At 48.4% G+C, this 25,813-nt stretch carries 24 protein-coding genes and 1 CRISPR repeat array (1 of these 25 cut by a window edge); of the genes, 16 read left to right on the top strand and 8 right to left on the bottom strand.

The features are described from left to right. Positions 1–35: a CRISPR direct-repeat array (repeat unit 30 nt; unit sequence ATTTCAATTCCAATCAGGTACGATTAAAAG) (it extends 259 nt beyond the left edge of the window). Positions 36–260: 225 nt separating this feature from the next. Together BGO59_RS14130 and BGO59_RS14125 are read right to left on the bottom strand one after the other, a co-directional pair. Continuing rightward, positions 261–3,266, bottom strand: a complete 3,006-nt coding sequence (locus tag BGO59_RS14130) for a PD-(D/E)XK nuclease family protein (RefSeq protein ID WP_293684255.1) — start codon at positions 3,264–3,266, stop codon at positions 261–263. 539 nt (positions 3,267–3,805) lie between these two features. Further along, positions 3,806–4,402 carry a tRNA-(ms[2]io[6]A)-hydroxylase gene (locus BGO59_RS14125; protein WP_293684254.1) on the bottom strand — a complete coding sequence of 199 codons (597 nt, stop codon included), beginning with the start codon at positions 4,400–4,402 and terminating at the stop codon, positions 3,806–3,808. Between the two features lie 146 nt (positions 4,403–4,548). Here BGO59_RS14125 and msrA point away from each other — a divergent pair, with 146 nt between their 5' ends. From msrA to BGO59_RS14100, 5 genes are all read left to right on the top strand, one after another. Then, entirely contained in the window at positions 4,549–5,214 is a 666-nt protein-coding gene (gene msrA, locus BGO59_RS14120) for a peptide-methionine (S)-S-oxide reductase MsrA (protein WP_293684253.1), read from the top strand. A gap of 168 nt (positions 5,215–5,382) precedes the next feature. After that, positions 5,383–6,072, top strand: a complete 690-nt coding sequence (locus BGO59_RS14115) for a hypothetical protein (RefSeq protein WP_293684252.1) — start codon at positions 5,383–5,385, stop codon at positions 6,070–6,072. 90 nt (positions 6,073–6,162) lie between these two features. After that, positions 6,163–7,176 carry a hypothetical protein gene (locus BGO59_RS14110; RefSeq protein WP_293684251.1) on the top strand — a complete coding sequence of 338 codons (1,014 nt, stop codon included), beginning with the start codon at positions 6,163–6,165 and terminating at the stop codon, positions 7,174–7,176. 96 nt (positions 7,177–7,272) lie between these two features. Further along, a complete protein-coding gene (locus BGO59_RS14105; RefSeq protein ID WP_293684250.1) occupies positions 7,273–8,325 on the top strand; it encodes a hypothetical protein in 1,053 nt (350 codons plus the stop codon). A 94-nt stretch (positions 8,326–8,419) separates the two neighbouring features. Continuing rightward, positions 8,420–8,923, top strand: a complete 504-nt coding sequence (locus BGO59_RS14100; protein WP_293684249.1) for a hypothetical protein — start codon at positions 8,420–8,422, stop codon at positions 8,921–8,923. A gap of 78 nt (positions 8,924–9,001) precedes the next feature. Here BGO59_RS14100 and BGO59_RS14095 read toward each other — a convergent pair whose 3' ends face one another. After that, on the bottom strand, positions 9,002–9,979 hold the full coding sequence (locus BGO59_RS14095; protein ID WP_293684248.1) for an EamA family transporter: 978 nt from the start codon (positions 9,977–9,979) through the stop codon (positions 9,002–9,004). A gap of 111 nt (positions 9,980–10,090) precedes the next feature. Here BGO59_RS14095 and BGO59_RS14090 point away from each other — a divergent pair, with 111 nt between their 5' ends. From BGO59_RS14090 to BGO59_RS14070, 5 genes are all read left to right on the top strand, one after another. Continuing rightward, positions 10,091–11,020, top strand: a complete 930-nt coding sequence (locus BGO59_RS14090; protein ID WP_293684247.1) for a LysR family transcriptional regulator — start codon at positions 10,091–10,093, stop codon at positions 11,018–11,020. Positions 11,021–11,035: 15 nt separating this feature from the next. Beyond that, entirely contained in the window at positions 11,036–11,731 is a 696-nt protein-coding gene (locus BGO59_RS14085; protein ID WP_293684246.1) for a hypothetical protein, read from the top strand. Next, positions 11,685–13,361 carry a S8 family serine peptidase gene (locus BGO59_RS14080; protein ID WP_293684245.1) on the top strand — a complete coding sequence of 559 codons (1,677 nt, stop codon included), beginning with the start codon at positions 11,685–11,687 and terminating at the stop codon, positions 13,359–13,361. Before BGO59_RS14085 ends, BGO59_RS14080 begins: the two co-directional genes overlap by 47 nt. Before the next feature lie 44 nt (positions 13,362–13,405). Then, positions 13,406–13,921 carry an O-acetyl-ADP-ribose deacetylase gene (locus BGO59_RS14075; protein ID WP_293684244.1) on the top strand — a complete coding sequence of 172 codons (516 nt, stop codon included), beginning with the start codon at positions 13,406–13,408 and terminating at the stop codon, positions 13,919–13,921. Between the two features lie 95 nt (positions 13,922–14,016). Beyond that, entirely contained in the window at positions 14,017–14,604 is a 588-nt protein-coding gene (locus tag BGO59_RS14070) for an O-methyltransferase (protein WP_293684243.1), read from the top strand. A gap of 62 nt (positions 14,605–14,666) precedes the next feature. On the opposite strand, the gene BGO59_RS14065 is transcribed toward BGO59_RS14070, so the two are convergent. Together BGO59_RS14065 and BGO59_RS14060 are read right to left on the bottom strand one after the other, a co-directional pair. Continuing rightward, complete coding sequence (locus BGO59_RS14065; RefSeq protein ID WP_293684242.1) at positions 14,667–15,086, bottom strand: hypothetical protein; 420 nt, start codon at positions 15,084–15,086, stop codon at positions 14,667–14,669. An 85-nt stretch (positions 15,087–15,171) separates the two neighbouring features. Beyond that, the gene (locus BGO59_RS14060; protein WP_080056937.1) at positions 15,172–15,705 is read right to left on the bottom strand and encodes an NUDIX hydrolase; all 534 of its coding nucleotides are present in this window, start codon (positions 15,703–15,705) and stop codon (positions 15,172–15,174) included. Positions 15,706–15,769: 64 nt separating this feature from the next. Between BGO59_RS14060 and BGO59_RS14055 the strand changes: the two genes are divergently transcribed. Together BGO59_RS14055 and BGO59_RS14050 are read left to right on the top strand one after the other, a co-directional pair. After that, positions 15,770–16,669 (top strand): DUF2911 domain-containing protein, encoded by a 900-nt coding sequence (locus tag BGO59_RS14055; RefSeq protein ID WP_080056938.1) that lies wholly within the window; start codon positions 15,770–15,772, stop codon positions 16,667–16,669. A gap of 229 nt (positions 16,670–16,898) precedes the next feature. Then, positions 16,899–18,095, top strand: a complete 1,197-nt coding sequence (locus BGO59_RS14050) for a DUF4249 domain-containing protein (RefSeq protein WP_293684241.1) — start codon at positions 16,899–16,901, stop codon at positions 18,093–18,095. Between the two features lie 19 nt (positions 18,096–18,114). On the opposite strand, the gene BGO59_RS14045 is transcribed toward BGO59_RS14050, so the two are convergent. Together BGO59_RS14045 and BGO59_RS14040 are read right to left on the bottom strand one after the other, a co-directional pair. Next, entirely contained in the window at positions 18,115–19,797 is a 1,683-nt protein-coding gene (locus BGO59_RS14045) for a sodium:solute symporter (RefSeq protein WP_293684240.1), read from the bottom strand. Between the two features lie 248 nt (positions 19,798–20,045). After that, a complete protein-coding gene (locus BGO59_RS14040; RefSeq protein WP_293684239.1) occupies positions 20,046–21,200 on the bottom strand; it encodes a hypothetical protein in 1,155 nt (384 codons plus the stop codon). A gap of 44 nt (positions 21,201–21,244) precedes the next feature. On the opposite strand from BGO59_RS14040, the gene BGO59_RS14035 reads away from it, so the two are divergent. Continuing rightward, positions 21,245–22,444: an aspartate aminotransferase family protein gene (locus BGO59_RS14035; protein ID WP_293684238.1), complete on the top strand. Its 1,200-nt coding sequence runs from the start codon at positions 21,245–21,247 to the stop codon at positions 22,442–22,444. A gap of 69 nt (positions 22,445–22,513) precedes the next feature. Here BGO59_RS14035 and BGO59_RS14030 read toward each other — a convergent pair whose 3' ends face one another. Continuing rightward, the gene (locus BGO59_RS14030) at positions 22,514–23,602 is read right to left on the bottom strand and encodes a BamA/TamA family outer membrane protein (protein WP_293684237.1); all 1,089 of its coding nucleotides are present in this window, start codon (positions 23,600–23,602) and stop codon (positions 22,514–22,516) included. A gap of 229 nt (positions 23,603–23,831) precedes the next feature. Here BGO59_RS14030 and BGO59_RS14025 point away from each other — a divergent pair, with 229 nt between their 5' ends. From BGO59_RS14025 to BGO59_RS14015, 3 genes are all read left to right on the top strand, one after another. After that, a complete protein-coding gene (locus BGO59_RS14025; protein ID WP_293684236.1) occupies positions 23,832–24,647 on the top strand; it encodes a phytanoyl-CoA dioxygenase family protein in 816 nt (271 codons plus the stop codon). Between the two features lie 93 nt (positions 24,648–24,740). Further along, positions 24,741–25,514 carry an SDR family oxidoreductase gene (locus tag BGO59_RS14020; protein WP_293684235.1) on the top strand — a complete coding sequence of 258 codons (774 nt, stop codon included), beginning with the start codon at positions 24,741–24,743 and terminating at the stop codon, positions 25,512–25,514. 134 nt (positions 25,515–25,648) lie between these two features. Next, positions 25,649–25,813, top strand: a 165-nt coding sequence (locus BGO59_RS14015; RefSeq protein WP_293684289.1) for a DEAD/DEAH box helicase, incomplete at its 3' end; no start/stop codon positions are given.

The raw sequence follows: 25,813 nt of genomic DNA, 5'->3' as shown, positions 1-25,813 counted from the left end.
AGGCAATTTCAATTCCAATCAGGTACGATTAAAAGCCGGGGGAATTTACATAAAAAACCGCGTCGTTAGGGCATAGATGCTGTTTTGTAGAATTCATTTTGAGAAGGTTAGTCGTCAATCGGCAATACTATGAAAATGCTAGCCGATCGACGACTAACTGATAATCAGATGACTATCCCTAAAATCGCTTGATAACAACCTGAATTCCCTATAAGTCAAAGAACTAATTGAGCCGATCGACGACAACTGAGTCGGCTGTTCTACCGTCCACAGATGCCTTTAAAGTCACAGTATTGGCAGGTTTCCAGCCGATCTGTTTTTCGGAATGGTTCACTTAGGTCCAGAATCTGCCGAATGAGTTGCTGCAAAATTGCCTCCGAATCGGCGATATACTGATTGGGATCATCATTCGCGCCAAATCGGACTGGGTTCGTTTTAAAACCGCCATTCAAATCACGGAACGAATAAAATCCGGCTTCAACGGGTAACCCACGCGTCGGAAATATATCGTTCTTCGCTTTATCGCGGGGCAAACCACCCCATTGACTGATATTTTTGAGTGCCAGATACCGATACATCCACAACTGACGCATTTTCTCCTCGCGCCCATCGTTCAGTAGCTTTTCGGTTAAGTCGGGCGGGGTTTTATCGGCCAGATCAACGCGACCCGTTTTATAATCGACAATTCGAATCTGTCCAGCATACTGTTCAATTCGGTCAACTTTACCGGCAATACGTACCCGAATAGACACGCCCTGTTCAAGCGGGACATCCAGGTAGGTTTCCAGCGTTTGTTCCGTAGCGATCACCGTCAGGCCAGTCAGTTTGCTTTGCTCACGCTGAAAATCGAGCATGAGCTTCTGGGCCAGTTCGTACAGCAGCAAATTCATACCCGATTCGATCACCCGGCCCTTCATCGATTTAGCGAACTCTTCTTCCAGCAAATGCTTGATGATGCCCTCATCAATGGGTCGGGATTTTAGCCGATATTCTTTATCCAGCCGTTCCAGCACCATGTGCAGCCAGCTTCCAAACTCAGCCGCCCCCATCTTTTCTTCAATATCGTCTTCTTCCGCAATATTTACAATCCGGCTGAAGTAGAATCGCATGGAGCAGCTAATGAACTGGTTCAGATACGATGGATATAAGCCCCTCGTTGTGAGCAGGGTGATAAGCTGTTTGCGAATAGCAGCCGTTTTAGGAACGCGCAAGTCGGTCAGATCGGCTACAGTACTGCTTCCGGCCTTACCAAAACGAACGGTTGGATAACTTAACCTGATACGACCCTGAGAGCCAGGGACAAGCTCATGCTCGATCTGTCGGATAAATCGGCTTGGCTCACCTTTGCTGCTTCCATAGGCATCGGTCGATGTGGTATGCAGCAGCACAATATCGCTGGCTCGCTGGAGCAGTCGGTAAAAATGATAGGCCATCACGGCCTCCTGCTCCCGATAAGTCGGCAAGTTTAGTTCGGCAGCTATATCGAACGGAATGAGCGAGTTCAAGCGACGGGCTTGGGGCAAAATCCCTTCATTGACCGACAAAATAATCACCCGGTCGAAGTCTAATGCCCGCGTTTCGAGCATACCCATAATCTGCAATTGACTCTTGCCTTCACTAGTAAAGGGAATACTGGTCTGCCGAATCAATTCGTACAAAAACGTACGAAAACTGCGCACGGTAACTGTAGCTTGCGATAAAGGCTGTCCTTTCTGCCCTCTTCCATCTGCCATCTGTCGTTCGAGTGTGGCTTCGAGCTGTTTGAGCAAGGTAAAAAACAGGTATAGGTACTCGATTTCGATGGCATCCTGACTGACCCGATAAACATCCCGAAGGCGCTCGATCAGTTCGTACAAAAACTGGACAGCCCGCATGGGTTCGTTTTCGGGCCATCGTGCAAACAAGACCTGCACCAGTGGGTCGTTCTGGCCCAGCATGCGGAGTTCGTTCTCGGTCAGGTACACCCGCTGGTTCTGAACAATTTCTTTAGCCATCCACTGAAACAAAGGTTCCGGTGGCAGCTCTTCACCCGATTCCAGTACATCGCCCGGCCACATCAGCCCTTTAATGCGCTCATACTGCTTTACAAACGGATGATTGAGCAACTTAACGACATGACGATGGTGGTACTTAGCCACTCGGCCATCCGGGTCATCTTTCGACCGAAATTCGTGCACCGTCCGCTGCATTTCGAACAGCGTATCGATCAACGTAAAGAGTAAGGACGAACGTAAGGATAACCCCATGGTTACGTTCAGATCCGTCACATTGTCGTCGAGTGCATATAGTACCGGAATTAACAGGGTTTCGTCGGCCAGTACAATAGCGGTTTTAGCCCTGGCTCCCGACACGCTACTCGCCTGCCAGTCGCTGTAAAGCTTCCCGGCTACCTTCGCCTGCATACTCGCATTCGGTACGCCTACGACCCGAATCGCTTTGTCGGTATTGAGCAGATTATTCGATAGCTGCGCTAAATCTTCACGGTTCTGCTTTGAGAAAAACCAGCCATTATCCCGGTATCGTCGTAAAAACTCACCGGCCTCCTGCCGCCAGTCGGCTACATAATACTGATCCGCATCCCAGATCAATTCAGCTTTTTTAGCATCGACGAGCACCCGTATGATTTGTTCCTCGGCCCGGCTGAGTGCGTTGAATCCAACAAAATAGATTCGCTCATATGCCAGATTATCGCGAATCAGTGTGTCTACGTGTTGCGCCAGGAGCCGGTACGCCATTCCACGGTACGCCAATCGCTGCTCACTCAGTCGGTTATGGAGATCGGTATAGGCACGGTGCAGATTCTCAAACAACCGGAAATAACGGGTTGTACCTGGTGTTTCGACAATAGGTTTTGCCGATGATGGATGATCGACCTGCCAGCGCTCAAGTGCTTTAGCCGCTGTTAAATAGCTAAACAATTCCTGTATATCAACCAGATACTGATCGATCCGGTCGAAATCAGCCAGCAGTACGGAGGCCCAGCCAATGAATTGCTCAAACTCAACCTGTGGGTCAATTACTTTGAATACTTCAAAGAGTTCGAATAGCAGGCTTACTGAATCGATCAGTTGAACCCCGGCAGCATGCGTAATAAAGTCGTCGACGGCCAAGGCATGAGGGGCCAGAAACGGGCGATCGGATAGCGATGCCAATTCGTCAAGAAAAACGGAAACGGCCCTACGAGTAGGCAAAATTACCCAAACATCGCTCAGGCTGGGGCCGTGGGTTTCAAAAATTCGCTGGGCCGTTTGCTGAAGAAATGTCATGAGTTGGTGCGTACTTAATCAGACTGCTCCGGCAGCCAATCAGTAAAGATAACCCTCCTACGACCGATTTGCTGCCCGAAAGCCCAACAATTTGCCAAATCCACGACGCAAAATTCGTAAGCATTTGACCTCCAGACGTTCAATAAATCATTCGTCTGAATACGATTGGAAGCTAAAATCACAATAGGTCAGCGCTATTATTTCCTGGTAGTCGAGCCCAATAGATAGTGAAGAAGAGAAGATACCTGCCACTATATTTTTTTTTCGTTTGTAGCGTTACTATTTAAGTTTAAGCGGAGCAAGTAAGCAGCCAATCAACTAAAACCAACCAAATACACTCACACAGTGTTACTTAAAAAGCATAATCAATAAGTATAACTTACAAGACCTATTCTTTGTGTTACCATATTACCGTAACCATGAATCGAACCAAATCCTTTGACCCTGTTTTTGTTCTTACCTGGCTAGTTGCTATTTTTTTCTCACTCCTATGCCATTACTATATCCTGCGGCTGGTGATCAGTTGGCTTAAGACCTAATCAGTGCATCCGATCTCCCCGGACGTCAAGATTGGCCATAATATCCGCTTCGACAGCCAGAAACTCTTTCCAGCGCTGGCGAACCCGTTCAGCGGGCAGGTAGGTTTCGGCCAGGTCGATAAAGTTGCGGTAATGACCTGCCTCCGAAATCATCAGTTCCCGATAGAACTTCTGTAGCCCTTCATCGGCAATATGCTCGGATAGGAGTTTGAATCGTTCACAACTCCGGGCTTCAATGAGGGCATTAATCAACAGATTATCCATCAATTGTTCTTTCTGATCACCAATAGGTCGGCGAAGTCGGCTGCGTAGTTGATTGACGTACTCATCTTTGCGCTGCCTACCTAGTGGGATATTGCGTTTTCGCAACTCTTTTAATACACGCTGAAAATGCCCCCACTCCTCCGCCACCACGGGCGTCAGGGTTTCGACCAGTTCTGCCTTATCTGAATACTGCACAATCAACGAGATACAGGAAGAGGCCGCTTTCTGCTCGCAGTAAGCATGATCGATCAAAATATCGCCAATGTTCATTTCGGCAATGTTCACCCAGCGAGGGTCAGTTGGCAATTCAAGGCCTAAAGTTGTCAGCGACATAAACGTCGAAAGCTGGATTGGGAAATAAACGTCTATTCTGTTTAATTCGGGACGTTCTACGAGCAAAGGTAACCAGTCAGGGCGAATTTGAGGGCTTTGTAACCCCACCCCCTGCTTTTTTGTTAATTGATTCCAGTCAGCTCATTATGAAATTAGCCACCTACGTCCTCATACTAGTCGTTGCTACTTACCCGCTATCGGCCTGCCACCAACAATCAACTGACAAATCGGCCAGTACAACGATTGATATAAATCCAGCCAAATTACCCACTCTGCAACCCGGCGAAGCCGTAGCTACCTTTGCTGGAGGGTGCTTCTGGGCGATTCAGGAAGAAATGAAATCACTGAAAGGGGTTCGCGTGGCGGTCTCCGGCTATGCAGGTGGTGACCTCGATTACCCAACCTACGAGCAGGTAAGCACCGATCAGACGGGCCATGCCGAAACCGTTCAGGTTTACTACACCCCCAACGTAATTTCATACGATGTTCTGCTCGATGCATTCTTTGCCGGGCACGATGCTACCCAACTCAACCGGCAGGGTCCTGATATCGGGAAACACTATCGATCGGCCATTTTCTACCGTACCCCCGACGAGAAAATCCGAATCGAAGCAGCTATCCGTCGCGAAAATGCATCGGGGCATCATAAAGGGAAAGTTGTTACGCAAGTGGTACCATTCAACGCGTTTTTCCCGGCGGAGGTTTATCATCAGGATTACTATGAACACAATGATTACAATATGTATATTCAGCTCGTCTCTAAGCCTAAAGTCGAAACGTTTCGGGAGCGTATGGAGAACTGGCTGAAGTGAGCGACGATCCACCTCAACGGAAATCGATAAACTGATACCCATTTCTAACATTCGGCCCGTTCTACGACCATTTCCCCATTCCCGCAACCGTTCGGCCTAATCTGATATTGTGGGATTCAGACGAACCTTGTAACATTGTTCTGTCTTTCAACTAACTGACTGACTCCTATGCCAGAATCTGATAAATCAATTGGGCGTAAAATTCTGAGTTTCTTCATCAAAGAAGAAGAACCGGGCGTTGCAACGGGCTCTGCGCCAGCCGCTGCACCAGCTTCGCCCCGACCACCGGCTCCTACACTGTCGAATCCGGCGCCGGAAGTCCCAGCCCAGACCGGCTCTATCGACTCGAAGTTTGCCGAGCACTTTGCTTCTGTACTCGCACAGAACAATCCGCCCGGCCCCGATTACTTTGAGTTTCGGGAAGCCTTACGCAGCCTGTCTAATCTGGGTTTACCCGAAGACAAGCAGTATCAGGCAGCCTGGGCCAGCTTTAAGGCAATGGGAGGCAGTACCGATATGGCCACATTGACCAATACGGCAAATGGTTATATTGCAGCGCTCAACAAAGATCGTGATGCCTTCGGCAAAAGCGTGGAAGCAGCTCTGGCCGAACGCGTCGGGGGGTTACAAAACGAACAGAAACGTTTACAGACCGAAAACGAGTCGCTGGCCAAACAATTGATCGAAATTCAGAAGCAGATCGACGCCAACACAGCCCGACTGACCAATATCAGCGGAGAAATTACGGAGCAGGGAGGTAAAATCACGCAGAATAAGCAAAATTACGAAACCACCTTTGCGCACTTTGTCGATCAGATTAAAGGCGACATCGCCAAAATGACACAGTACTTAAAATAATATATGACGTAGGATATAGGGTGTATTTACTGCGCCTACTACCAACACCTTACATCTTATATCGTACATCTTACATCATACATCAAAAACATGGCAACTCCTGATTTTTCTCAACTGAGTAGTGGTTCCGGCCCCGAAAAGAAATCGTTCTGGAACCGCCCCGAAGGGGTACTAGGCCTGATTGTGCTGGCGGGGATCGCTGGTTTTGGCCTCTGGCACCTCAACGATATTCTGGAATTTCTGATTCGGGCGACTTCGAATATACTCGAACTGTCGTTGCTGCTGGGTGCGCTGGGTGTGCTGATCTTCCTGTTCACTAGTAAAGACATTCGGACTGCGGTCTTCTTTCTGTTTAAATCGCTGATGCGTAGCCTCACGGGTACGGTGATCCAACTAAATCCTATCGCGATCATGAAAATCTATGTTCAGGATTTGAAGGATAAGCGCGAAAAAATGCAGGGGCAAATCAATACGCTGGCGGGGCAGTTGGTGAAGCTAAACAAGCGAATCAATGAAAACAACGAAGCCATCAAACAGAAATTCGCGGAAGCTAACAAGGCAAACTCCATGACCGAAAAGCCGGGCATGCGCGAAGCGGCTCAACTAGCCACTATCGAGGGGGCTGGCCTTCAGGAAATGAACGAGAAACTGCTGCCTCTGCAACGTAATATGAAACAGGTGCTGGCTTTCATGGAAAAGGTGAACCAGAGCGCCGACTATATTATCAAGGAAACGGAAATCAAGGTTCGTTTGAAAGAGACCGAATACCAGATCGTCAAAGAAAGCTCCAACGCGCTGAAAACGGCGGTCAGTATCTTCAAAGGCGATCCCGACAAGAAGTTCTATTTCGATCAGTCGATGGAGTATATCCAGGATGATATGAGCAATAAACTGGGCGAAATGAAACGGGCCATGGACCTGTCGATGGACTTTATCAATGGGGTCGATATTCAGAACGGTATCCTGTCCGACAAAGGTCAGGCCCTGCTGGAAGCCTATAATAAAGGCGAGTTTAAGATGGTTCAGTTGGATGCTCCTGCCCAGACCGTCAACCTCGGCCCCGCTCCACAAAAAGACGCTGGTTATAAGAATTTGCTGGACTAATTTAGTTGAGCGGTTGAGTGATTGAGTGATTGAGCGAGTGTCACTCAACCGCCTTTTTCACTCAATCGCTCATTCACACAATCACTCAATAAAACTATGCAACGATTAACCGTAGCCGGTCGGCTGCTTATTACGGTCCTGATTTTGGCCGCTATCTTTTTCGCGTTCCGTTATTTTGGTGGTAACGATGCTCTGAAGAAACTTCAGTCGAAAGACAAAGAAAAGGAGTACACGGAGTCACAAACCATGCCACGCGCCGACGACAAGACGGCCGAGGAAGCTACCGATGAGTCGAGTGCTTCTTCATCTGGTTCATCGGATGAAGCGAGCAGCAGCCAGCCCCAAAAAGATTTCTCGTATACAGCCCCAGAACCCCAGAATGGCGTACTGAAAGGGGTAGTTGAATTAGGCGCTAGTGGTTTCAACTCATTCGTTGTTCGGATCGACGATCAGAAACGATGGAAACTGGAAAAAGCTGAGTTTGGCAATAGCCTCGTGCTCGAAAACATGGCTACCGACAACGACGTGCGGACTGGTCTGAAAAGCTATATCGGCAAGATGCTCGATTTTGGCGTGGGGGGTCGGAATATCCATTTCGTCGTTAGCTCAGGGGCTGTGAAAGCAGAAGGCACCCAGAAAATCATCAAAGTGCTGAAATCGCTGAACTACTTCGTCAATACAGTAACGCCTGAGCAGGAAGGCAGTCTGGGCCTACGAGCGGTACTGCCAGACTCCTATGAAGGCAACTCATTCGTGACAGACATTGGATCGGGCAACACTAAAATCTCGTGGAAAGAGGGCAGTTCTATCAAGGCCCTGGAAACCTACGGATCAAAATACTACAGCGAAGGTACCAGCGATGCTACCGTCTATGATGAAGTAAAAGCCAAAGCGAAGCAGGTACCTTCCGATCATCGGCAAACCTGTTTTATCATCGGTGGTGTTCCCTTCGAGTTAGCCAAGTCGGTTCGGAAAGGTAAAGAGCGGTATACGGTTCTCGATGCTCCATCGGCCTATAAGCTGGAAAGTGCCAAATCGAAAGCTGGGCTGAACGTCTACAAAGCTATTGCCGACGCCACCGGCTGCAACCAGTTCGTCTTCGACTGGGATGCAAACTTCACCATCGGCTATCTGTTGATACTAAAATAATTGAGTGATTGAGCGAATGAGTGATTGGGTGATAAATGACTTGTATAAGTCCCTCACTAAATCACTCATTCGCTCAATCACTCAATCATCTTTTATGACCCTCCGTGATGTTTTTCAGGCCATATCGGGCCAGCCTGCTTTATTGTTTCTGCTCCTGATGGCCATACCGACAGGAGCTTTTTTGGTGAATTTGTGGTCGGGAAGCACGGCCGAAGAAATTATAAAGTGGAAGTATGTATATGCTGTGCTGGTGTATCTGGCCTGCATTCCGGGAATGTTTGCCGTTACGCTGAACATTTACCTGTTTTTGTTCGAACGACAGAGTGTGTGGGATATGAATCTGGCGCTTCAGATACTGCCCATACTTACCATGATTGCCACCCTGATGCTGATCCGGCGAAAAATCCCTTTCGATTACATACCGGGCTTCGGAAAGCTATCGGGCTTTCTGACGTTGATTGTTGCGGTTATAGGGATTATGTGGTTCATCGACCGAACCCGTATTTACGCCGTTACCTATATTCCGTTTATTTATATTGCCGTCGGGTTTGTTGCCCTTCTTCTTATCATTCGCTTCGCCTGGAGCCGAATTTTCTGACGTGTTCAGCTTAACGTAAACCTCCTTTTGCCCAGTCAGAGTGAGGGCAGATTCTCGGCTTATACCATAGCGAATCGGCTACTCACTGGCAATAGACAATCGGTTCGCATCTATCCGTTTAGCGGCTCGTTCCTGTCGGTATTTCGGTAGGTTTATCAGCAATACACTTCCCAAAATCACAACCAGTCCGGCAATTTGTATCCAGGAAATTAGTTCATTGGCAAACAGAACACCGAGAATAACAGCAATCACCGGATTTACATAAGCATAGGTACTAACCTGTGTGGCAGGGCGCACCTGAAGCAGCCATACATAGGCGCTATAGGCAATGATCGACCCAAACACCACCAAATACCCCAACGCCAGCCAGGCCTGACCAGACACCTGCGCCCAGTGTACCCGTTCGAACTCCCGATTGAGCAGACTGGCGGGCAAAAATACCAATCCGGCTATGATCATCTGCCAGGCTACATTAACCGTTGATCCTCCTTCCGATGGATTATGCTTTGCATACAGCGACCCCGACGACCAGGCTATTGAACCCCCAATCAGGAGTAGCATAGATATTATTTCAGCCTGGGTAGCATTGCCGCTGAATAGATCGCCCAATTGTTCGCTAAACAGCAGAATCACCCCGATGAAACCGATTAATAACCCAGCCAGGGTAACTTGACTTTTGAAATTCGTTTTCCAGTTGGGCTTATCCAGCAAGACAAACCAGAGCGGAGCCGACGACACCATGATAGCCACCAAGGCACTCGGCAGGCTCTGCTCCACCCAGATTACAGCCCCATTTCCCCCTACCAGCAGTAGGATACCAACCACCGCCGAAGTCAATATGCTTTTTTTGTTAAACAGTGGCTCGCCTTTCAGGAATCCCCACAGCAACATCAGCAGACCGGCCGTCAGAAATCGCATGGCTCCCATCAGCATCGGCGGGAAATCCTGTATGGCCATCCGGATGAAAAAATAAGTAGAGCCCCAAACAATGTAAACGATAGCAAATGCACTGATCACCAGTAGTGGCGATACAGTTTTTTGGGTTGGCTGATTCATGGCTTTTTTCGTTTTTCAGGTGTTATTTACTGGTCAAGAGATCAAAGGTAGCGCACTTTGATTCATGAGTAAAGCGAATTATTTTTGTAGAAATCATGAATTCTCTTCATCATGGAAATCAGGCATCTTCAGATGGTCAAAGAGGTTGCGGCAAGCGGAAATCTGACCAAAGCCGCTGATCGACTTTTCCTTACGCAGTCGGCGTTGAGCCACCAGTTGAAGGAAATAGAAACCTATTTCAACACCCAGCTTTTTATTCGTGATAAAAAACAGATGCTGCTTACCCAGGCAGGCGAAGTGGTGTTGCAGGCCGCTGAGAAAATCCTTCAGGAAGTAGCCGAAACCAGGGCGAAAGTCCGTTGCCTGACCGATGCCGAATCGGGCGAAGTACGACTCTGTACCCAATGCTATACCTCCTATCATTGGCTGGCCGGTTTTCTGCGGGAGTACCAGAACATTTATCCCAAAGTTGATGTAAAGGTTGAGTTGGAAGCCCCTTTTCATGCTGCGGATCACTATTTACTCGCCAATAAAATCGATGTGGCGATTACCGAAGGCGACGAAAATCCTAAATTTTCTTATACACCCCTGTTTCAGGATGAGTTTGTTGCCGTTGTTGCTCCCGACCATCCCTGGGCCAGTCGTCGTTGGGTCGAGATTGATGAGTTTGCTGAATACAACTACATCATGTATAACATTCCCGACGAGGAAAGCGCCAATTTCATGATGTTTTTCAAGCATCGCCGACCACCAAAAGTATACAAGATCACCCTGACGGAAGCTATCCTGGAAATGGTCAAAGCGGGTTTGGGGGTAGCTGTCTTGCCAACATGGGTTATTAAACCCTATACTCAATCGAGGCAATTGACAACTGTTCGGGTTACAGAACAGCGGATTCTTCGTACCTGGTACGCGGCCACGTTGAAAACCAAACAGCTTCCGCCCTACACAACGGCTTTTATCCAACAGCTAGCGTCGTACATGAGCGAACGCGAGGGCTATGCCTGTACGGAAGACCTAACAACTGGTTGTTTTGCGTAATTCATGCCAATAACTATGCTTCGTCTACTGACAAAGGTACTTAGTTGCTTCGTTCTATTTCTGGCGGTAGCCTGTACACCTTCCCTACAGGAGCCAGCTTCGCCAGATTATGCCTATTTTCCACTTGAAACAGGACGCTATTGGATATACGACGTCCAGGAACAGCAATTTACATCAGCAACCTCGCCAGTTCAGCGCACCTATCAGCTAAAAGAACTCGTTGGGCAGGCGTATACCGATGTGACAGGGCAACACGCTTACCGACTATTACGCTACAAACGAAGCGATGACACGCAGCCCTGGCAACCCGATTCGGTATGGTCGGCCCGGTTAGTCAATAACCTGGCTATACGCTCGGAAAACGGCAGGGATTTTGTTAGCTTATTGTTTCCAATCAGCGATCACTTAAGCTGGAATGGCAACCAGCTTTCTGGTGCTGGTGCGGATCAGTATGTAGTCCGCAACGTCGGACAGCCTTATCGCGTACTGGCAAAACAATTCGACAATACCGTAACGGTCGTCGCTCAGGATGACTCCACGCTGGTATCGCAGAACAAACGCATGGATGTATATGCGCGAGGGGTTGGATTAGTGTTTAAGGAACGTACCCATGTGCAGTTTTGCACGGCCTCGCCAGCCTGCATTGGGCATCAACAGATTGACTATGGTACTCAACAGATTTACCGTATCCGCACATACGGCACTGACTAAATTATCGGGTTTACTCATCCTTATCGCTCTGTGTCATCTTGATACGTTTGGCCAGAATCGAAAATACCTGGTTCTACTGCGCGACAAAGCCAATTCACCTTACAGTGTCAACCAGCCCGACAAGTTCCTTTCTCAACGGTCGATCGCTCGTCGGCAACGCCAGAATATTACTATTCTGGAGCGTGATCTGCCGGTTAACCCTGCTTACCTCACCCAACTTCAACAGGCCGGAGCCAAAATCTGGTTTTCGTCGCGCTGGCTCAATGCTGTTCTGGTCGAAGCCAACGATGCCACAATAGCCAACGTTCAGCAATTGCCGATTGTGAAAGGGCTGGAGTTTGGTCGTTCTCTGGCGAATGCCCGGATTGGTGCTACCGACTCAGTACTGTCGTCTGCCAACGAAATGAATGCACTCAATAAATTTGGCGATGTACAGCCGCTCAACTATGGGTCATCCCTGGCGCAGATCACACAGATTGGGGTCGATAAAATGCACCAGCAGGGTTATCATGGCGAAGGTATGCTCATTGGTGTACTCGATGCCGGATTTCAGAATGCCGATAGAGTCAGTTTTTTAAAGCCTGTTTTCGACGAAAAACGCATACTGGCCACCTACGATTTCGTCAAAAAAGAGACTAGTGTGTACGAAGACGATTCGCACGGTTTATCCTGCCTCTCGGCCATTGCCGCAACGGCCGACAATCAACTGTACGGCACAGCTTATAAAGCCTCTTTTATTCTACTTCGCACTGAAGATGCCGCCAGCGAACGTCAGATTGAGGAGGCCAACTGGTTGTTCGGGGCCGAATACGCGGATAGTGCTGGCGTCGATGTCATTAGTTCTTCGCTGGGTTATACCCAATTCGACGACGCATCGACTAGCTACACCTACCAGAACATGGATGGAAACACGGCCCTTTCCAGCCGAGCTGCCGAAATCGCCACCCAAACGGGCATGGTCGTAGTGGTAGCGGCTGGTAATGAGGGGAATAGTAGCTGGCATTACCTCTCTGCTCCTTCCGATGCGGCTTCTGTATTGGCCATTGGGGCGGTTGGCACAACTGGGCAACGGGCGTCGTTCAGTTCATTCGGTCCGTCGGCCGATGGTCGGATAAAACCCGATCTGGATGCGCAGGGCTTAGGAACAACAGTAGGCTATCCAACTGGCGCAATTGGTTCTGGCAATGGTACATCGTTTGCCACACCGCTAATCGCTGGTCTGGTGGCCGGTTTCTGGCAGGCCCACCCACGCCTGACGGCCGCTCAGGTCACTGATGCTCTCCGTCGATCCGGTAGTCAGTACGGTACTCCCAACGACCAACTAGGCTATGGTATCCCCAATTTTGAGCGAGCGTCGTCCCTTTCGGATACCTACAACGAGTTGATGGTGTTCCCAAACCCCTTCAGCGACGAGCAATCGCTGGGCGTTCAGTGGGGTGAAATCCAGGAAAATACACCACTCGATGCCACATTGACCAACATGGCCGGGCGGATAGTCTGGCAAAATCGGTATGTTTCACCCGGCCTGGCGGCTTTTCGTCTTCCTAACTTAAATCTGTCGGCTGGTGTGTATGTAATGACCCTCGTAGCTGGCGATAAAAAACGTACTCTCAAACTTGTAAAACAGTAATGTCGGTTTACGGTTTATTCTTTTCCTAAACCGACGTCAAAACTATGTCAACTCTCCGTGTCATTCAGGGTGATATAACCAAACAGACTGTAGATGCTATTGTAAACGCAGCTAACACCAGTTTACTGGGTGGTGGTGGTGTTGATGGGGCCATTCATCGGGCAGCAGGTCCTGAACTTGTTTTCGAGTGCCGGATGCTGCACGGCTGCAAAACAGGTGATGCCAAACTAACCAAAGGATATCGTTTACCTGCCCTCTACATCATTCATGCCGTAGGGCCAGTCTGGCGGGGAGGAGCCCATGGTGAGGCTGAATTGTTGGCAAGCTGTTACCGACGGTCGCTGGAGATTGCTACTGAGAAAAGCCTGAAAAGTATCGCTTTTCCGAATATCAGCACAGGTATTTATGGATATCCCAAGGACAAAGCCGCTGAAGTTGCCATTGCTGCAGTCAGGGGCTTTCTGGAAAATCCAACCTCTATTCAGGAGGTAATTTTTGTCTGCTTCGATACGGAGAACCAACTACTTTACGAGCGAAAGCTATATTCGCAAAATCAATAGAACACGGATCATTATGATGATTATGATTTCTTAAGATCTGTGTAAATCATAATCATCATAATGATCCGTGTTCTATCCTATACAGGCGATTCGATATGGATCAAACTTTACACAAGTTTCTGGAAGAGCTGGCGAAATTTGGTAAAACCAACGACCAGCAGGTAACGCAACGCAGTGAGCGAATGCTCAATATTACACCCGATACGGGCCCATTCCTATCCATTCTTATCAAATCCACGAAGGCAAAAGATGTCCTCGAAATCGGCACCTCAAATGGGTATTCAACCATCTGGCTGGCCGATGCAGTACGCAGCACGGGCGGTCACATAACCACGATCGAGATGAATCCCTGGAAAGTCGATCAGGCACGGTTGAATTTCCAACAAGCTTCCGTTGATGAATTCATTACGCAGATCGTGACTCCGGCCGAAAACTATTTACCAACCTGCTCCTCGAATAGCATAGATGTTATTTTTCTGGATTCTGAACGAAGTCAGTATGCTGGCTGGTTAAATCAGCTACTCAGGCTTTTACGGCCTGGTGGGTTACTCGTCGTCGATAATGCCGTATCGCATGAAGCCGAACTCACTGAATTTATGAGTCTAGTACAGCAAACACCCGACCTCGACACGTCCTTAGTGCCAATAGGGAATGGCGAACTACTGATTTGGAAATGCATTTAACCCCATAAAAAACGAACCATCTATTAGCTAGATGGCTCGTTAAGAAATGAGTATAGAATTACTTAGTCTTCCCCAACAGCGGTACTATCGCTCTTCTTAGTACGTTTTTTGACCATATACTCCGTAGCCGTCGACGATTCGCGGGGTTCACTCACCCGTTGAATTTTATAGTTTCTGTCAGCCAGACTCATGGAAGGCGTATGATCAACGGAAACGCCACCCACTGGCTGTACCGCCGGGTGCTGGTTCTTGTAGTTTGCTAGCTGAGCATCCGAAGGAGAAGGTTTCTGAACGGCAACTCCTGACTTTTTCTCCCATCGACTGGCAGCAGCCGCCATGTTGGGATGCTTATAATTGGCGGTCGAATACATGGGATTATTCAACGGCTTTTTCTGACCATCATCCCGATTTGTCTGCGCACTGGCTTGACCAGCTATCGACAGAATGCCGATGCCGACAAGCAAAAAGGTTAGCGATTTCATCGTTTTTCTCTGGTTTTGTTGTAAAGCAAAGTTAACACCTCGTCAGATTAAAAAACGATTAAAATAACTACTAGGTTTATAGTTTTTATATCTTTTTACGAAGCAATCGTAAAATCGACTCTGAATCGGCTATTGAAGTGGCTTTTTCCAGAGAAAACCATTGAATATTTGTTCGTTCGTCAGAAGCCCCAAACACATCTTCCGGGTCAGCTTCAAACAGGAATCGAATGTCATAATGCAGATGTTCGGGCACAGCGTTCCGCGCTGGAATGGTGTGCACATCTACGTCGAAAATCGCCGGGCTGAGTAGACGAACCGATTGGAGTCCGGTTTCTTCCTGTGCTTCTTTCAGCGCTACAGCCGCCACATCAGGGTCGCCGTCGGCGTGGCCACCCGGTTGCAGCCAACGATCCAGTTTGCGATGATGAATCAACAGTGTCTGCTGGCGGTCGGGGCTTACGATCCAGGCCGATCCGGTAACGTGCCCAATCAACAACGACCGTTCGAAGCAATCCGGATGCTGTTCGACAAAGGCAATGGTGGCCTCCGTCATGGCCTTTTCATTGAAATCGGATGGGGTGTGCTGGTAAAGTAAACTTAATAACGGCTGGCGGTACATTCGTTGTTTTTGTTAGGTAAAAACTGCAATTTGCTACCGTTTTTTCAATACTCTATCGACTATTATGCACAAGTTAACGCTTACAGCCGTAACGCTCTGTCTGGCAGCTCAGTTAGCCACCGCGCAAATCAAATTGCCTTCTCCCAGCCCTGGTGCCTCCGTTATGCAAACGGTCGGCACTACCGACATGACCATAACCTATTCGCGTCCAAGCCTGAAAGGTCGTCAGCCTTTTACCTCATCGTTTGTACCACTGGGTAAAGTGTGGCGAACAGGAGCCAACTCACCCACCCTATTTACAACCACAACCGATGTGATGGTTAACGGCAAAACGCTTGCAGCCGGTAGCTACGCTATTCTGTCGATACCCGAGGAAGGTTCGGCAACGCTGATTTTCAGCAAAAACAAGACGAGTACCGAGCAATCGTACAAACAGGAAGAAGACGCGCTTCGTGTCAACCTGACGCCGATGGAGAACAGTGAGAAAGTGGAAACCTTTACCATCGGTTTCAGCGATGTGACTGATAGCACCGCCAAGCTGAATTTCATCTGGGCGAACATCAAAGCCGTTGCAGACCTGAAAGTGGACGTAGCTGCCAATTCTGCCGCCAACGTCGATAAGGCTGTCGCCGAAAAACCGAACGACCCGGCTGTGCTACAGGCTGCCGCCAGCTATAACCTCTCAAAAGGTCGGAATCTGGAGCAATCGTTAAGCTGGATCGATCAGTCAATTGCAGCGGGCGAAAATTATCGGAACCTGTATGTAAAGGCACAAATTTTGGGCAAGATGGGCAAATATGCTGAAGCGCTGCCATTGGCACAAAAAGCCCTTTCACTCGGTCAGTCGTCTACCGATGGCGCTTTCCCTTTCTTTAAGGATGGCATTGAGAAAAGCATTTCAGAATACACGGCCAAAGTACCAGCCGTGCCAGCCATCAAAGGCAAGGGCAAGAAAAAAGCATAATCTGAAGTTCCATTTTCCGAAAACACAAATGCAGGTCAAATTGGCCTGCATTTGTGTTTATAACCCTTTTAAGCGCTTAGCTACAATGAGCTTCATGTAAACGAATGTACTCATAACTAGTTACTTATAGGTTAGCTAGTGGCCAAATCCTGACAATTGACTAGAAATCAACTGGAATAAGTAGAACACTCCACTTACCGTATTTTACTTACTCTACACCTTCTTGTTTATGCGTGCTGCTAGTTTAGTTTTACTCGTTGGCTTAACGACGCTGATTTTACCAACCGCCTGCGTCGATTTGCTGGAGACTCCCTTAACGCAACGGGTCAATGTGATCGTGGTCGATGGCACGCTGACCAACCTGAATGAGGATCAGAAAATTCATATTAACCGTGCCAAATCCGACTCGTTAACTGGCCGTTTTGGCAGCTTGCCCATCACCAAAGCCCGAGTCGAGGTTGTAGTTGATTCAGCCCAGGTACTGGTCTTCACCGAGACCGACACAGCGGGCGCCTATCGCTCCCCAGCAGGCTTTCGGGCACAACCCGGCCACGCCTACCAACTACGCTTCACCCTCTCGGATGGTACACAGTATCGCTCAACAACGGAAGTGATGGTACCAGTCCCTGCCATTGACCGCGTCCATACAAAATTCAACCCCGCCAGTTTGCCCGCTATCCTTGGCGATGGCACCCTTAATCAATACCGGGGAGCGCATGAAGTAACCATTGATTTTCAAGACCCCGTCGAGGCTCATAACTATTATCGCTGGGACTGGCTGCTGTGGGAGAAACAGGACTGGTGTCGTACTTGTATTAATAATGAGTATGTGATCGCCTTGCTGGATAGAGACCCACCCATCCTCATCGAAGATTGTTATGGTCAGAAAGTCGATAATGGGTACTTTGTCTCAGATTACCAGTGTCGTACCCAATGCTGGGAGATTTTGCGCAATTATACGACGAATGTGTTCGACGATGTGTATAGTAATGGTGGGCAGATTTTAGGCCGTTCAGTGGCCCAGATTCCGTTTTACCAGCAGAATGGTTGTTTGGTTCAGCTTCGTCAATCCTCACTTACGAAGGCAGCCTACCAATACTACCGGACGGTAGAAGAACAGACCCAAAATAATGGGGGCGTGGCGACGACTCCGCCAACGGGATTAGTCGGAAATATTCGCAATGTGGCCAATGGACATGAACGTGTAATTGGCTACTTTACGGCCTCATCGGTGGCGGTGGCACTGGACTGGATCGACCGAAAGGATGCAACGGGTCGTCCGCCGGGCCTTTTTATTGCTTTAAACAACCGGCCCCCCTCGCAACCTTTTAATACGGGAGGTTTTGGCTCCAAGGATTACCCAACAGCGACCTGTGTACCGAGTGATGGTCGTACGCCCAACAAGCCCGTTGGTTGGCGCGACTAATTGCTGCTGTTTTATTGGCTTACCGCCCCCATGCACGCTGCAATATCCACGCAATTCCTACCACAAGCAGACACCCGATGGCGTTCAGCCACAGGAAAGCAGTCAGGTCGAAATACCAGCTCAGAATAACCAGAATTTCAGCGATAATAGCGCCCCAAAACGTGGCCTTCCCGTCGATGGATTTGACATAAAAGGCAACCACAAAAACCCCCAGAATAACCCCGTAAAACAAGGACCCCAGAATATTCACGGCTTCGATCATACTGCCAAACTGATTGGCAAACTGGGCCACCACTATGCAGAAAACGCCCCAGCCAATAGTCACCCAGCGCGATGCCCGTACGTAAAACATATCATCACCATCGGGACGGATCAGGCGTTTATACACATCCACAACGGTACTGGATGCCAGGGAGTTATACGCCGACGCAATCGATCCCATCGAAGCTACAAATATGACGGCAATCAGTAGCCCGATTAACCCATGCGGGAGGTAATCCAGTACAAATCGCAGGAATACGTAATTCACATCGTTCGTATCAGCCGTAGGGTTTGCCTTTTTGATGAGCTTCGTCACGTCGGACTTTACCCCTTTCAATGCCTCATCAGTTTCCCGAATTCGTGTACCAGCCGCTTCCTGACCAGATTGATCGTCAGCCTGTAACGCTGCCTGCATATCGAGCACGGCACGTTGCCGTTGGGCGGTCAGGTTCTGATGCTTGATTTCAGCAAGCTGATAATCACTGGCGTAGGCACTTTGTTTTAGCCGGTCAGTTTCCTGCTTGTTAAAAAAGATCGGTGAGGGGTTGAACTGATAAAAGACAAACACCAGCACACCAACCAGCAGAATTAAAAACTGCATCGGTACTTTCAACAGGCCATTCATCAGCAAGCCGAGTCGACTTTGCCCGATGGTTTCGCCCGTTAGGTATCGCCCCACCTGCGACTGATCGGTACCGAAATAAGACAGTTGCAGAAAAAAACCACCAATCAGCCCGGACCAGATATTGTACCGACTGTTTGGGTCAAATTTCAGGTCGATCAAGTTCATCCGCCCAGCCTTACCCGCTACGTGCAGCGCATCAACAAAGCCAATTCCATCGGGTAATAGCTTCACGGTTAGGTAACCCGCCAATGCCATCGCAAAGGTTACAATGGCCATTTGCTGAAGATGAGTATACGATATGGCTTTGGTTCCCCCGGTAACGGTGTAGGCCAGCACAATCCCCCCCATAATCAGGTTGGTCAGGTAAATGTTCCAGCCCAGAATAGTGGATAGAATAATGGAAGGCGCATAAATCGACAAACCTGTCGATAAACCACGTTGGAGTAAAAACAGTCCTGCCGTCAGAGTCCGAACCCGCGTATCGAAACGAGATTCCAGAAATTCGTAGGCGGTAAAAATTTTCAATTTATGAAAGATCGGCACGAACGTTACCGACAGGACAACCATAGCTAACGGAAGCCCAAAATAGAACTGTACGAACCGCATCCCATCGGTAAAGCCCTGCCCCGGCGCCGATAAAAACGTAATGGCACTAGCCTGTGTAGCCATCACTGATAAGCCAACATGATACCAGGGCAGCGAATGGCCTGCCAGCAGATAATCGTTCATACTCCGGCTACCGCGGCTTCGAACAATGCCATAGGTGATGATACCCACCAGTGTGAGCACTAACACGCCCCAATCAAGAACACTCATGATAACCAGCGCATTAAACCGTAAAACAGAAGCATTTCGACAACCAGACTACCGATAACGATAGCATAAAGCTGTGGCCAGGAACGAACGAAAGGAGGTAGATCGGTTGGGTTACGGGTCATGAATGATTGGGTCGTCGAATCTATAACGGCGAAATTAGCAGAAATAGATGTATCGACTTCGATTAACTACAGGAATGGCTTATTTCTCCTGAACCTGTACAAACGAAATGCCAGATTCTATCCGGATCAGTTACGCCCTATAAGCAGGTTATACGCAATGTAAGGATAGAAGTAGCTGTAGGTGCCTGGATCAGTCGATAATCCATAGTATGCCAGTCGAGGTTGTATAACCGATAACGCTCCGAGATCGAATGCGTGTCGACGTCGGTCAAAGCGAAGAGCCAGTGATAAGTTTGCACTAGCGTTACTTTGATACGGATTCAAATAAAATACATTATCGCTCAACACGGTCAGGTTACGGCTGATTTTGTGCATAACGCCGGCCGATATAAACGGGGTCTTGCTATACACCGTGTAATCTGGCAAAAGCCGCATGCCATAGCCCAGGGTTACATGGCGCTCTGTGCTCCCTAACGAAAACAACCCATGCAAAAGAATTTGCTGAGGCATGGAGAAAAGCGTCCCTTTTTGACGGGGTTGATAGGTCACATTTACGCCAAATCGAAATTGATTGCCAATAGGGAAGGTTAGCTTCGAAAAGAAACGATACGTAGCATTCAAGACCGTTTCCCTTGCTATATTGTCCCGTTCGAATACATTGAAAAAAGGATTCACACTGGCTCCCACGCTCCAGTTTTGCGTAACTCCATAATGGAACTCATTGAGCAGAAACAAGGCGTTTCGATAGTAGCCTTTTCCTTTCTCCGGATTAAAGGCAGTAGTCGTAATCGGAAGAAAGGGCGAAAATCGATTAGCGTAGGCGGGTTTACCCAAAGTAGTCAGGCCCGTTTCATCACCCCCTGCCCGTAACGTATCGACCCGAAGCAGCAATTCAGGCTCAAAATACGTAAGTTGTCCATTCTGCTTACGCACCGTAATCATGGTCTCATTCCGACGGACAAACGTACCCGGCAACTGCGTACCATCTTTTAAGACAAAAACCGTTTGAGAAGCAGATGGATTGACCATCAATCGATTGTCCTTCGGGCGTTCGGCCAGTATTTTCACGACCTGATCGGCCTCTACGAAAGACAGATCACCACCTCGAACCCGAACACTGATAATCGAGCTATCCTGCCGAACAATCTGCCCCCGAACAACCGAGCCGTCCCGCATAAGCAGGTAAGAGTGCTTACGATAGGTATCTTCGGGCGTTATCTTGATGAGCTGTGCCTGGGCTAGAAATGGACATAGGACGAGAAGTAATAGAACTGTTTTCACGGTAGCAGACGTTAAGGTTGAAGAATTGGCGTTGATATTTTCTTATGCAAACGGTTACACACCGACAATTATTTTTTCAGCATATAGCTCAGACCTCCGATTTTCCACTAGGGTTGGAAATCGAACGAGCGGAAGGCATTTATTTATACGAAAGCGATACCAGGCGCTACGTTGACCTTATTTCGGGCATCGGAGTAAGCAACGTTGGGCACCGGCATCCGCATGTGCTGGAAGCCATACATCATCAGTTGGATAAGTACATGCACCTGATGGTTTACGGAGAATATATTCAAACCCCTCAAACCCAGCTTGCCCACGCACTCGCCCAAACGTTACCTCCCAGCCTAAATAATGTGTATTTTACCAACTCAGGCACCGAAGCGGTTGAAGGGGCTATGAAACTGGCGAAGCGATACACGGGGCGTTCCGAAATAATCAGTTGCTTCAATGCATATCATGGTTCCACCCAGGGGGCGTTATCCCTATCAGGGGATGAAAACTTCAAACGAAATTTTCGCCCACTCCTACCCGATATACGTCATATTCGACATGGCAACCCGGCCGACCTTGACCAGATTACGAATCGTACGGCAGCCGTAATTATTGAAGTAGTCGCTGGCGAAGCAGGAGTCCGCGTGCCGGAACCAGCCTATTTTCAGGCGCTTCGTCAACGCTGTTCGGATACAGGAGCCCTACTTATTTTTGATGAGATTCAGACGGGGTACGGGCGTACAGGTACGTTCTGGGCTTTTGAAGGGGTTTCGGTTATACCCGACATCCTTCTGTGTGCCAAAGGTATGGGTGGCGGCATGCCCATTGGAGCTTTCATCAGTTCAGATGACCTAATGAGTGTGTTCAAAAACAATCCGATTCTCGGTCACATCACAACATTCGGAGGGCACCCGGTTTCGTGTGCTGCCTCACTGGCCACTTTACAAGTTATTCAGGAACAAAAATTACATGAGCAGGCTGAGGCTAAAGGGCAATTGTTCAGGCAGTTGTTAAGGCATCCAGCCATTCGGGAAATCCGCGGTAAAGGGCTGATGCTGGCCGTTGAATTCGACTCTTTCGACGTTCTGAAACCCATTATCGATCGTGCCATAGCAAGCAGCAAAAATGGTCTGGGTATTATAACCGACTGGTTCCTGTTTTGTAATAATTCCATGCGTATAGCCCCTCCATTAATCATCACTGAAGAACAGATTCGGGAATCTTGTGGGGTTATTCTGGAAGCTATAGGCTAATTTTCTTTTGACAGGATTTACAGGATTGTACATAAAAGTCAAATCCTGTAAATCCTGTCAAAAGAAAATTTAAAATGCTTCGCCTAACTGAAAATACAGGCCATTCGACACACTCTGGCCAATACCCCAACCGTAATCGACACGAAGGTTTAATCGCTCTTTCTGATTCAGGGCCAGTCGGAGCCCCCCCCCAATCGAGTATTTGAGCTGTTGAAAATTCAGTTCATGCAGATTATCGCCTACATTACCGACCCCAAAAAAACCAACGGCCCCAAATCGCCAGAACAATGGCACCCGGTACTCGGCCTGAGCTACAATCTGATCTTCACTACGGTAACGCCCATCATAAAAGCCCCGCATACTATTAGACCCACCGAAACTGGCTAAACTTCGCAAGGGCGTATTCCCACCATTGAAAAAGCCATAGGCCTGAATAGCCAACACCTGCTGTCGGTACGTCCGAAGAAAACGACGGAAATCGATCACGTAATTAGTATACCGAAAATTTGAGCCAAGTGCGGGATTGAAATGATTGAAATACACCTGCAAAAAACCACCTCGATCGGGTGCAAATGCATTATTCCGTGAGTCGTACGTAAGACTTAACCCGGCTCCAGAAATGTGGTACGGCTGACGACCAACGACCTGCTGCTGATCGAAAAGCCCTCCCGACTGATAATCTACATCCAGTAATCGCTGGTATTCGTAAACCAAACCGGCAAAGACGCGCTCTTTAAGTTTACGTTGAGCATGCAGATAAATGTAGTATTGTTTAAAAATATACGGCTCCACCTGTTCATCAGGGGCATCCTTACCGAGCCCCCAGAATCGATCGGGAAAATAGCTGTACGACAATTGATAATTTAGGATAATTCGTTCGCCCGGAAAATAAGTTGTCCCGTTTACGGCCGCAATAAATTGCTTTCGAAGGGAGTATAATGCGAGTGCCTGGGTGTTTGACGTACGGGTGATGGTATCATGCCGATTGAACCGAAATGTAAATGACCCCGCCAGGCCAAACGACCAGTCTGTTTCGATAGAACGGGCTACCAGCGGCAAAATCAGCGTATTTCGGGTACGAATTAGCTGACTGGGAATAGGTTCACGCGGAACACGGAGACTATCGGGCTGGGCTCGAAGCGTTTGTCCCAAACCCATTAATTGGCTGATTAACAGCAAAACCAACCTTTTATCAAGTAAAACTGACACTGTCAACGAATTAACCGTTAATTAAACTCGCATTAATTAAATTGCGGCAAAGTAATCCTAAAATTGTAAATTTCGTAGATTTGGGCTTTTATTAACCGATACAGTCTGCACCCGTTCAGTAGGGGGCAGCCAACGGGTTGGCATCAACTACGGAACCTCCGATTTGTAAACCACCGATATGAGCAAATTAAACTTACCGCCCTTTACGTTAGGCGAATCTATCACTCCAGAACAACGCCAGTTTTTCAACAAATATGGTGTCATTGTATTTCGTAACTTCATTGAGCCCGAAACAGTTAAACTTTTTATCAGTGAAACGGAGCGGATCGAAAAACAATGGCTCGACGAAGGGCGTGATAAGGTAAACGGCGTTCCCCTAAAATTTGGTAAGGACGAAGAAGGGAACCCTATGATTCAGCGCATGTGCTTCCTGTCGCAGCACAGTACAGCCCTGCATGAATTTTTGCAGGACCCTCGCCTTCAGGCTGTTGTAGACCTATTGCAGCCTTATGAGGGTCGTATTGCCGAAATTGAAAAAGACGGTCTTATTCTGAACCATTACGTTCGTACCCCCAACAGTAAGTTCTCTCAAATGGGCTGGCATACGGATAGCCCTCGCGACATTTTCCTCGGTCAGCGCATTATGCCCATGCTTAACGTAGGCATTCATCTCAATGCGACGCCTTACGAAAACGGAGGACTTCGTGTGATTCCTGGTACCCACAAACAGGGAATTCTTAAAATGCTGTTCCGCAAAAAATACTTTGTCGACAACGAGCCTGACAAACACGAAGTAGGCTTCGACATCAATGCCGGTGACCTGTCGGTACATGACGGACGACTATGGCATCGAGCACAGCAGTCGCCTTATTTTGGTGAAGCCAGCCGCCGACGCGTAATGTATGTGCCTGTCGTGACGGGTAAGTACATGCCTAAGGATGAGAACAGCAAAACGCCGTTTTATCACCGCTTCATCTCTAAAGTCAATATTTAAGAAAGGAAAAGGAAGAAGGGAAAAAGGAGAAAGCCTTACATTGGTCACTTTCTCCTTTTTCCCTTCTTCCTTTTTCCATACCTCCTCTCTCTTATGGCCTACGCCCTCATTACAGGAGCCAGCCGGGGCATTGGCTTAGCCATTGCGACAGAACTGGCCCGCAAAAAAATCGACTTACTACTGGTTGCCCGTTCCGAAACGCTGCTGCGCGAATCAGCTGGTCAACTGGCTAGTGAGTATGGAATCAAAACAGATTATCTGGCCGTTGACTTAGCCGCCACGGGCGCTGCTCAACAGGTATATACCTGGTGTCAGCAGAAAGGCTATACCGTCCAGATGCTGATCAACAATGCAGGCTATGGCCTCAGCGGGCCCTTCGAAAAGCATCCGTTAGCCGAGCATACGGATATGATGGCGGTAAATATGACGGTTCTAGTAGAATTAACTTACCTCTTTCTTCCCTCCTTACGGCAACAACCTAAAGCCTATATTCTGAACATCGGTAGTTCAGCGGCCTATCAGGCCGTACCAGGTCTTAGTTTATATTCTGCATCCAAAGCGTTTGTGCTCCAGTTTAGCCGGGGCCTGCACCAGGAGTTAAAACGCTCACCTGTATCGGTCACTTGTGTATGTCCTGGTTCCACCGATACAAACTTCGTTGATCGGGCTCAAATTGGTGAGAAAGGTCGGAAAGCAGCTCAAAAAGTGAATATGACGCCCCAGGAAGTAGCCCGTCAGGCTGTTGAAGCTACTTTAGCCGGGCAAGCCGAAGTCGTAACGGGTCTACTCAACAAGGCGGGAAAATTCATGGCCTGGCTGCTCCCTAAAGGACTCGTGGAAAAGACCGCTGGCAGCATTTACGAGTAACCATTTTTGCGTTCCGCTAATAAATGGCACTTTATTTGTCATACTGTAGTTTTAGACATATAACTATATAAAGACGTTGGATGCTGACCTTATCTTAAACCAAGTTCCCAAGCCTGCCGACGTCCAACCAATTCATGCAATTTTCCGATTTATCAGTAATAGATCCTATCCTGAAAGCGCTTGCTGAAGAAGGATATACCACCCCCACCCCCATTCAGGAACAAGCCATCCCCATCTTGCTGCGTCGTCGCGACTTGTTGGGTTGCGCGCAAACCGGGACCGGTAAAACAGCCGCTTTT

Source organism: Spirosoma sp. 48-14 (assembly GCF_001898575.1).
In the GTDB taxonomy this organism is placed as follows: domain Bacteria; phylum Bacteroidota; class Bacteroidia; order Cytophagales; family Spirosomataceae; genus Spirosoma.
Note: the sequence above shows the minus strand (reverse complement) of the source record. Positions and strands in the feature narration are given on the sequence as shown.

What these genes read in the sequence shown, in the direction of transcription:
- msrA (WP_293684253.1), top strand. Translation starts at nt 4,549, where the DNA reads ATGAAATTAGCCACCTACGTCCTCATACTAGTCGTTGCTACTTACCCG.
- BGO59_RS14095 (WP_293684248.1), bottom strand. Translation starts at nt 9,979, where the DNA reads ATGAATCAGCCAACCCAAAAAACTGTATCGCCACTACTGGTGATCAGT.
- BGO59_RS14100 (WP_293684249.1), top strand. Translation starts at nt 8,420, where the DNA reads ATGACCCTCCGTGATGTTTTTCAGGCCATATCGGGCCAGCCTGCTTTA.
- BGO59_RS14075 (WP_293684244.1), top strand. Translation starts at nt 13,406, where the DNA reads ATGTCAACTCTCCGTGTCATTCAGGGTGATATAACCAAACAGACTGTA.
- BGO59_RS14025 (WP_293684236.1), top strand. Translation starts at nt 23,832, where the DNA reads ATGAGCAAATTAAACTTACCGCCCTTTACGTTAGGCGAATCTATCACT.
- BGO59_RS14110 (WP_293684251.1), top strand. Translation starts at nt 6,163, where the DNA reads ATGGCAACTCCTGATTTTTCTCAACTGAGTAGTGGTTCCGGCCCCGAA.
- BGO59_RS14035 (WP_293684238.1), top strand. Translation starts at nt 21,245, where the DNA reads ATGCAAACGGTTACACACCGACAATTATTTTTTCAGCATATAGCTCAG.
- BGO59_RS14130 (WP_293684255.1), bottom strand. Translation starts at nt 3,266, where the DNA reads ATGACATTTCTTCAGCAAACGGCCCAGCGAATTTTTGAAACCCACGGC.
- BGO59_RS14020 (WP_293684235.1), top strand. Translation starts at nt 24,741, where the DNA reads ATGGCCTACGCCCTCATTACAGGAGCCAGCCGGGGCATTGGCTTAGCC.
- BGO59_RS14105 (WP_293684250.1), top strand. Translation starts at nt 7,273, where the DNA reads ATGCAACGATTAACCGTAGCCGGTCGGCTGCTTATTACGGTCCTGATT.
- BGO59_RS14060 (WP_080056937.1), bottom strand. Translation starts at nt 15,705, where the DNA reads ATGTACCGCCAGCCGTTATTAAGTTTACTTTACCAGCACACCCCATCC.
- BGO59_RS14045 (WP_293684240.1), bottom strand. Translation starts at nt 19,797, where the DNA reads ATGAGTGTTCTTGATTGGGGCGTGTTAGTGCTCACACTGGTGGGTATC.
- BGO59_RS14050 (WP_293684241.1), top strand. Translation starts at nt 16,899, where the DNA reads ATGCGTGCTGCTAGTTTAGTTTTACTCGTTGGCTTAACGACGCTGATT.
- BGO59_RS14090 (WP_293684247.1), top strand. Translation starts at nt 10,091, where the DNA reads ATGGAAATCAGGCATCTTCAGATGGTCAAAGAGGTTGCGGCAAGCGGA.
- BGO59_RS14115 (WP_293684252.1), top strand. Translation starts at nt 5,383, where the DNA reads ATGCCAGAATCTGATAAATCAATTGGGCGTAAAATTCTGAGTTTCTTC.
- BGO59_RS14055 (WP_080056938.1), top strand. Translation starts at nt 15,770, where the DNA reads ATGCACAAGTTAACGCTTACAGCCGTAACGCTCTGTCTGGCAGCTCAG.
- BGO59_RS14030 (WP_293684237.1), bottom strand. Translation starts at nt 23,602, where the DNA reads ATGGGTTTGGGACAAACGCTTCGAGCCCAGCCCGATAGTCTCCGTGTT.
- BGO59_RS14125 (WP_293684254.1), bottom strand. Translation starts at nt 4,402, where the DNA reads ATGTCGCTGACAACTTTAGGCCTTGAATTGCCAACTGACCCTCGCTGG.
- BGO59_RS14070 (WP_293684243.1), top strand. Translation starts at nt 14,017, where the DNA reads ATGGATCAAACTTTACACAAGTTTCTGGAAGAGCTGGCGAAATTTGGT.
- BGO59_RS14065 (WP_293684242.1), bottom strand. Translation starts at nt 15,086, where the DNA reads ATGAAATCGCTAACCTTTTTGCTTGTCGGCATCGGCATTCTGTCGATA.
- BGO59_RS14085 (WP_293684246.1), top strand. Translation starts at nt 11,036, where the DNA reads ATGCTTCGTCTACTGACAAAGGTACTTAGTTGCTTCGTTCTATTTCTG.
- BGO59_RS14080 (WP_293684245.1), top strand. Translation starts at nt 11,685, where the DNA reads ATGGTACTCAACAGATTTACCGTATCCGCACATACGGCACTGACTAAA.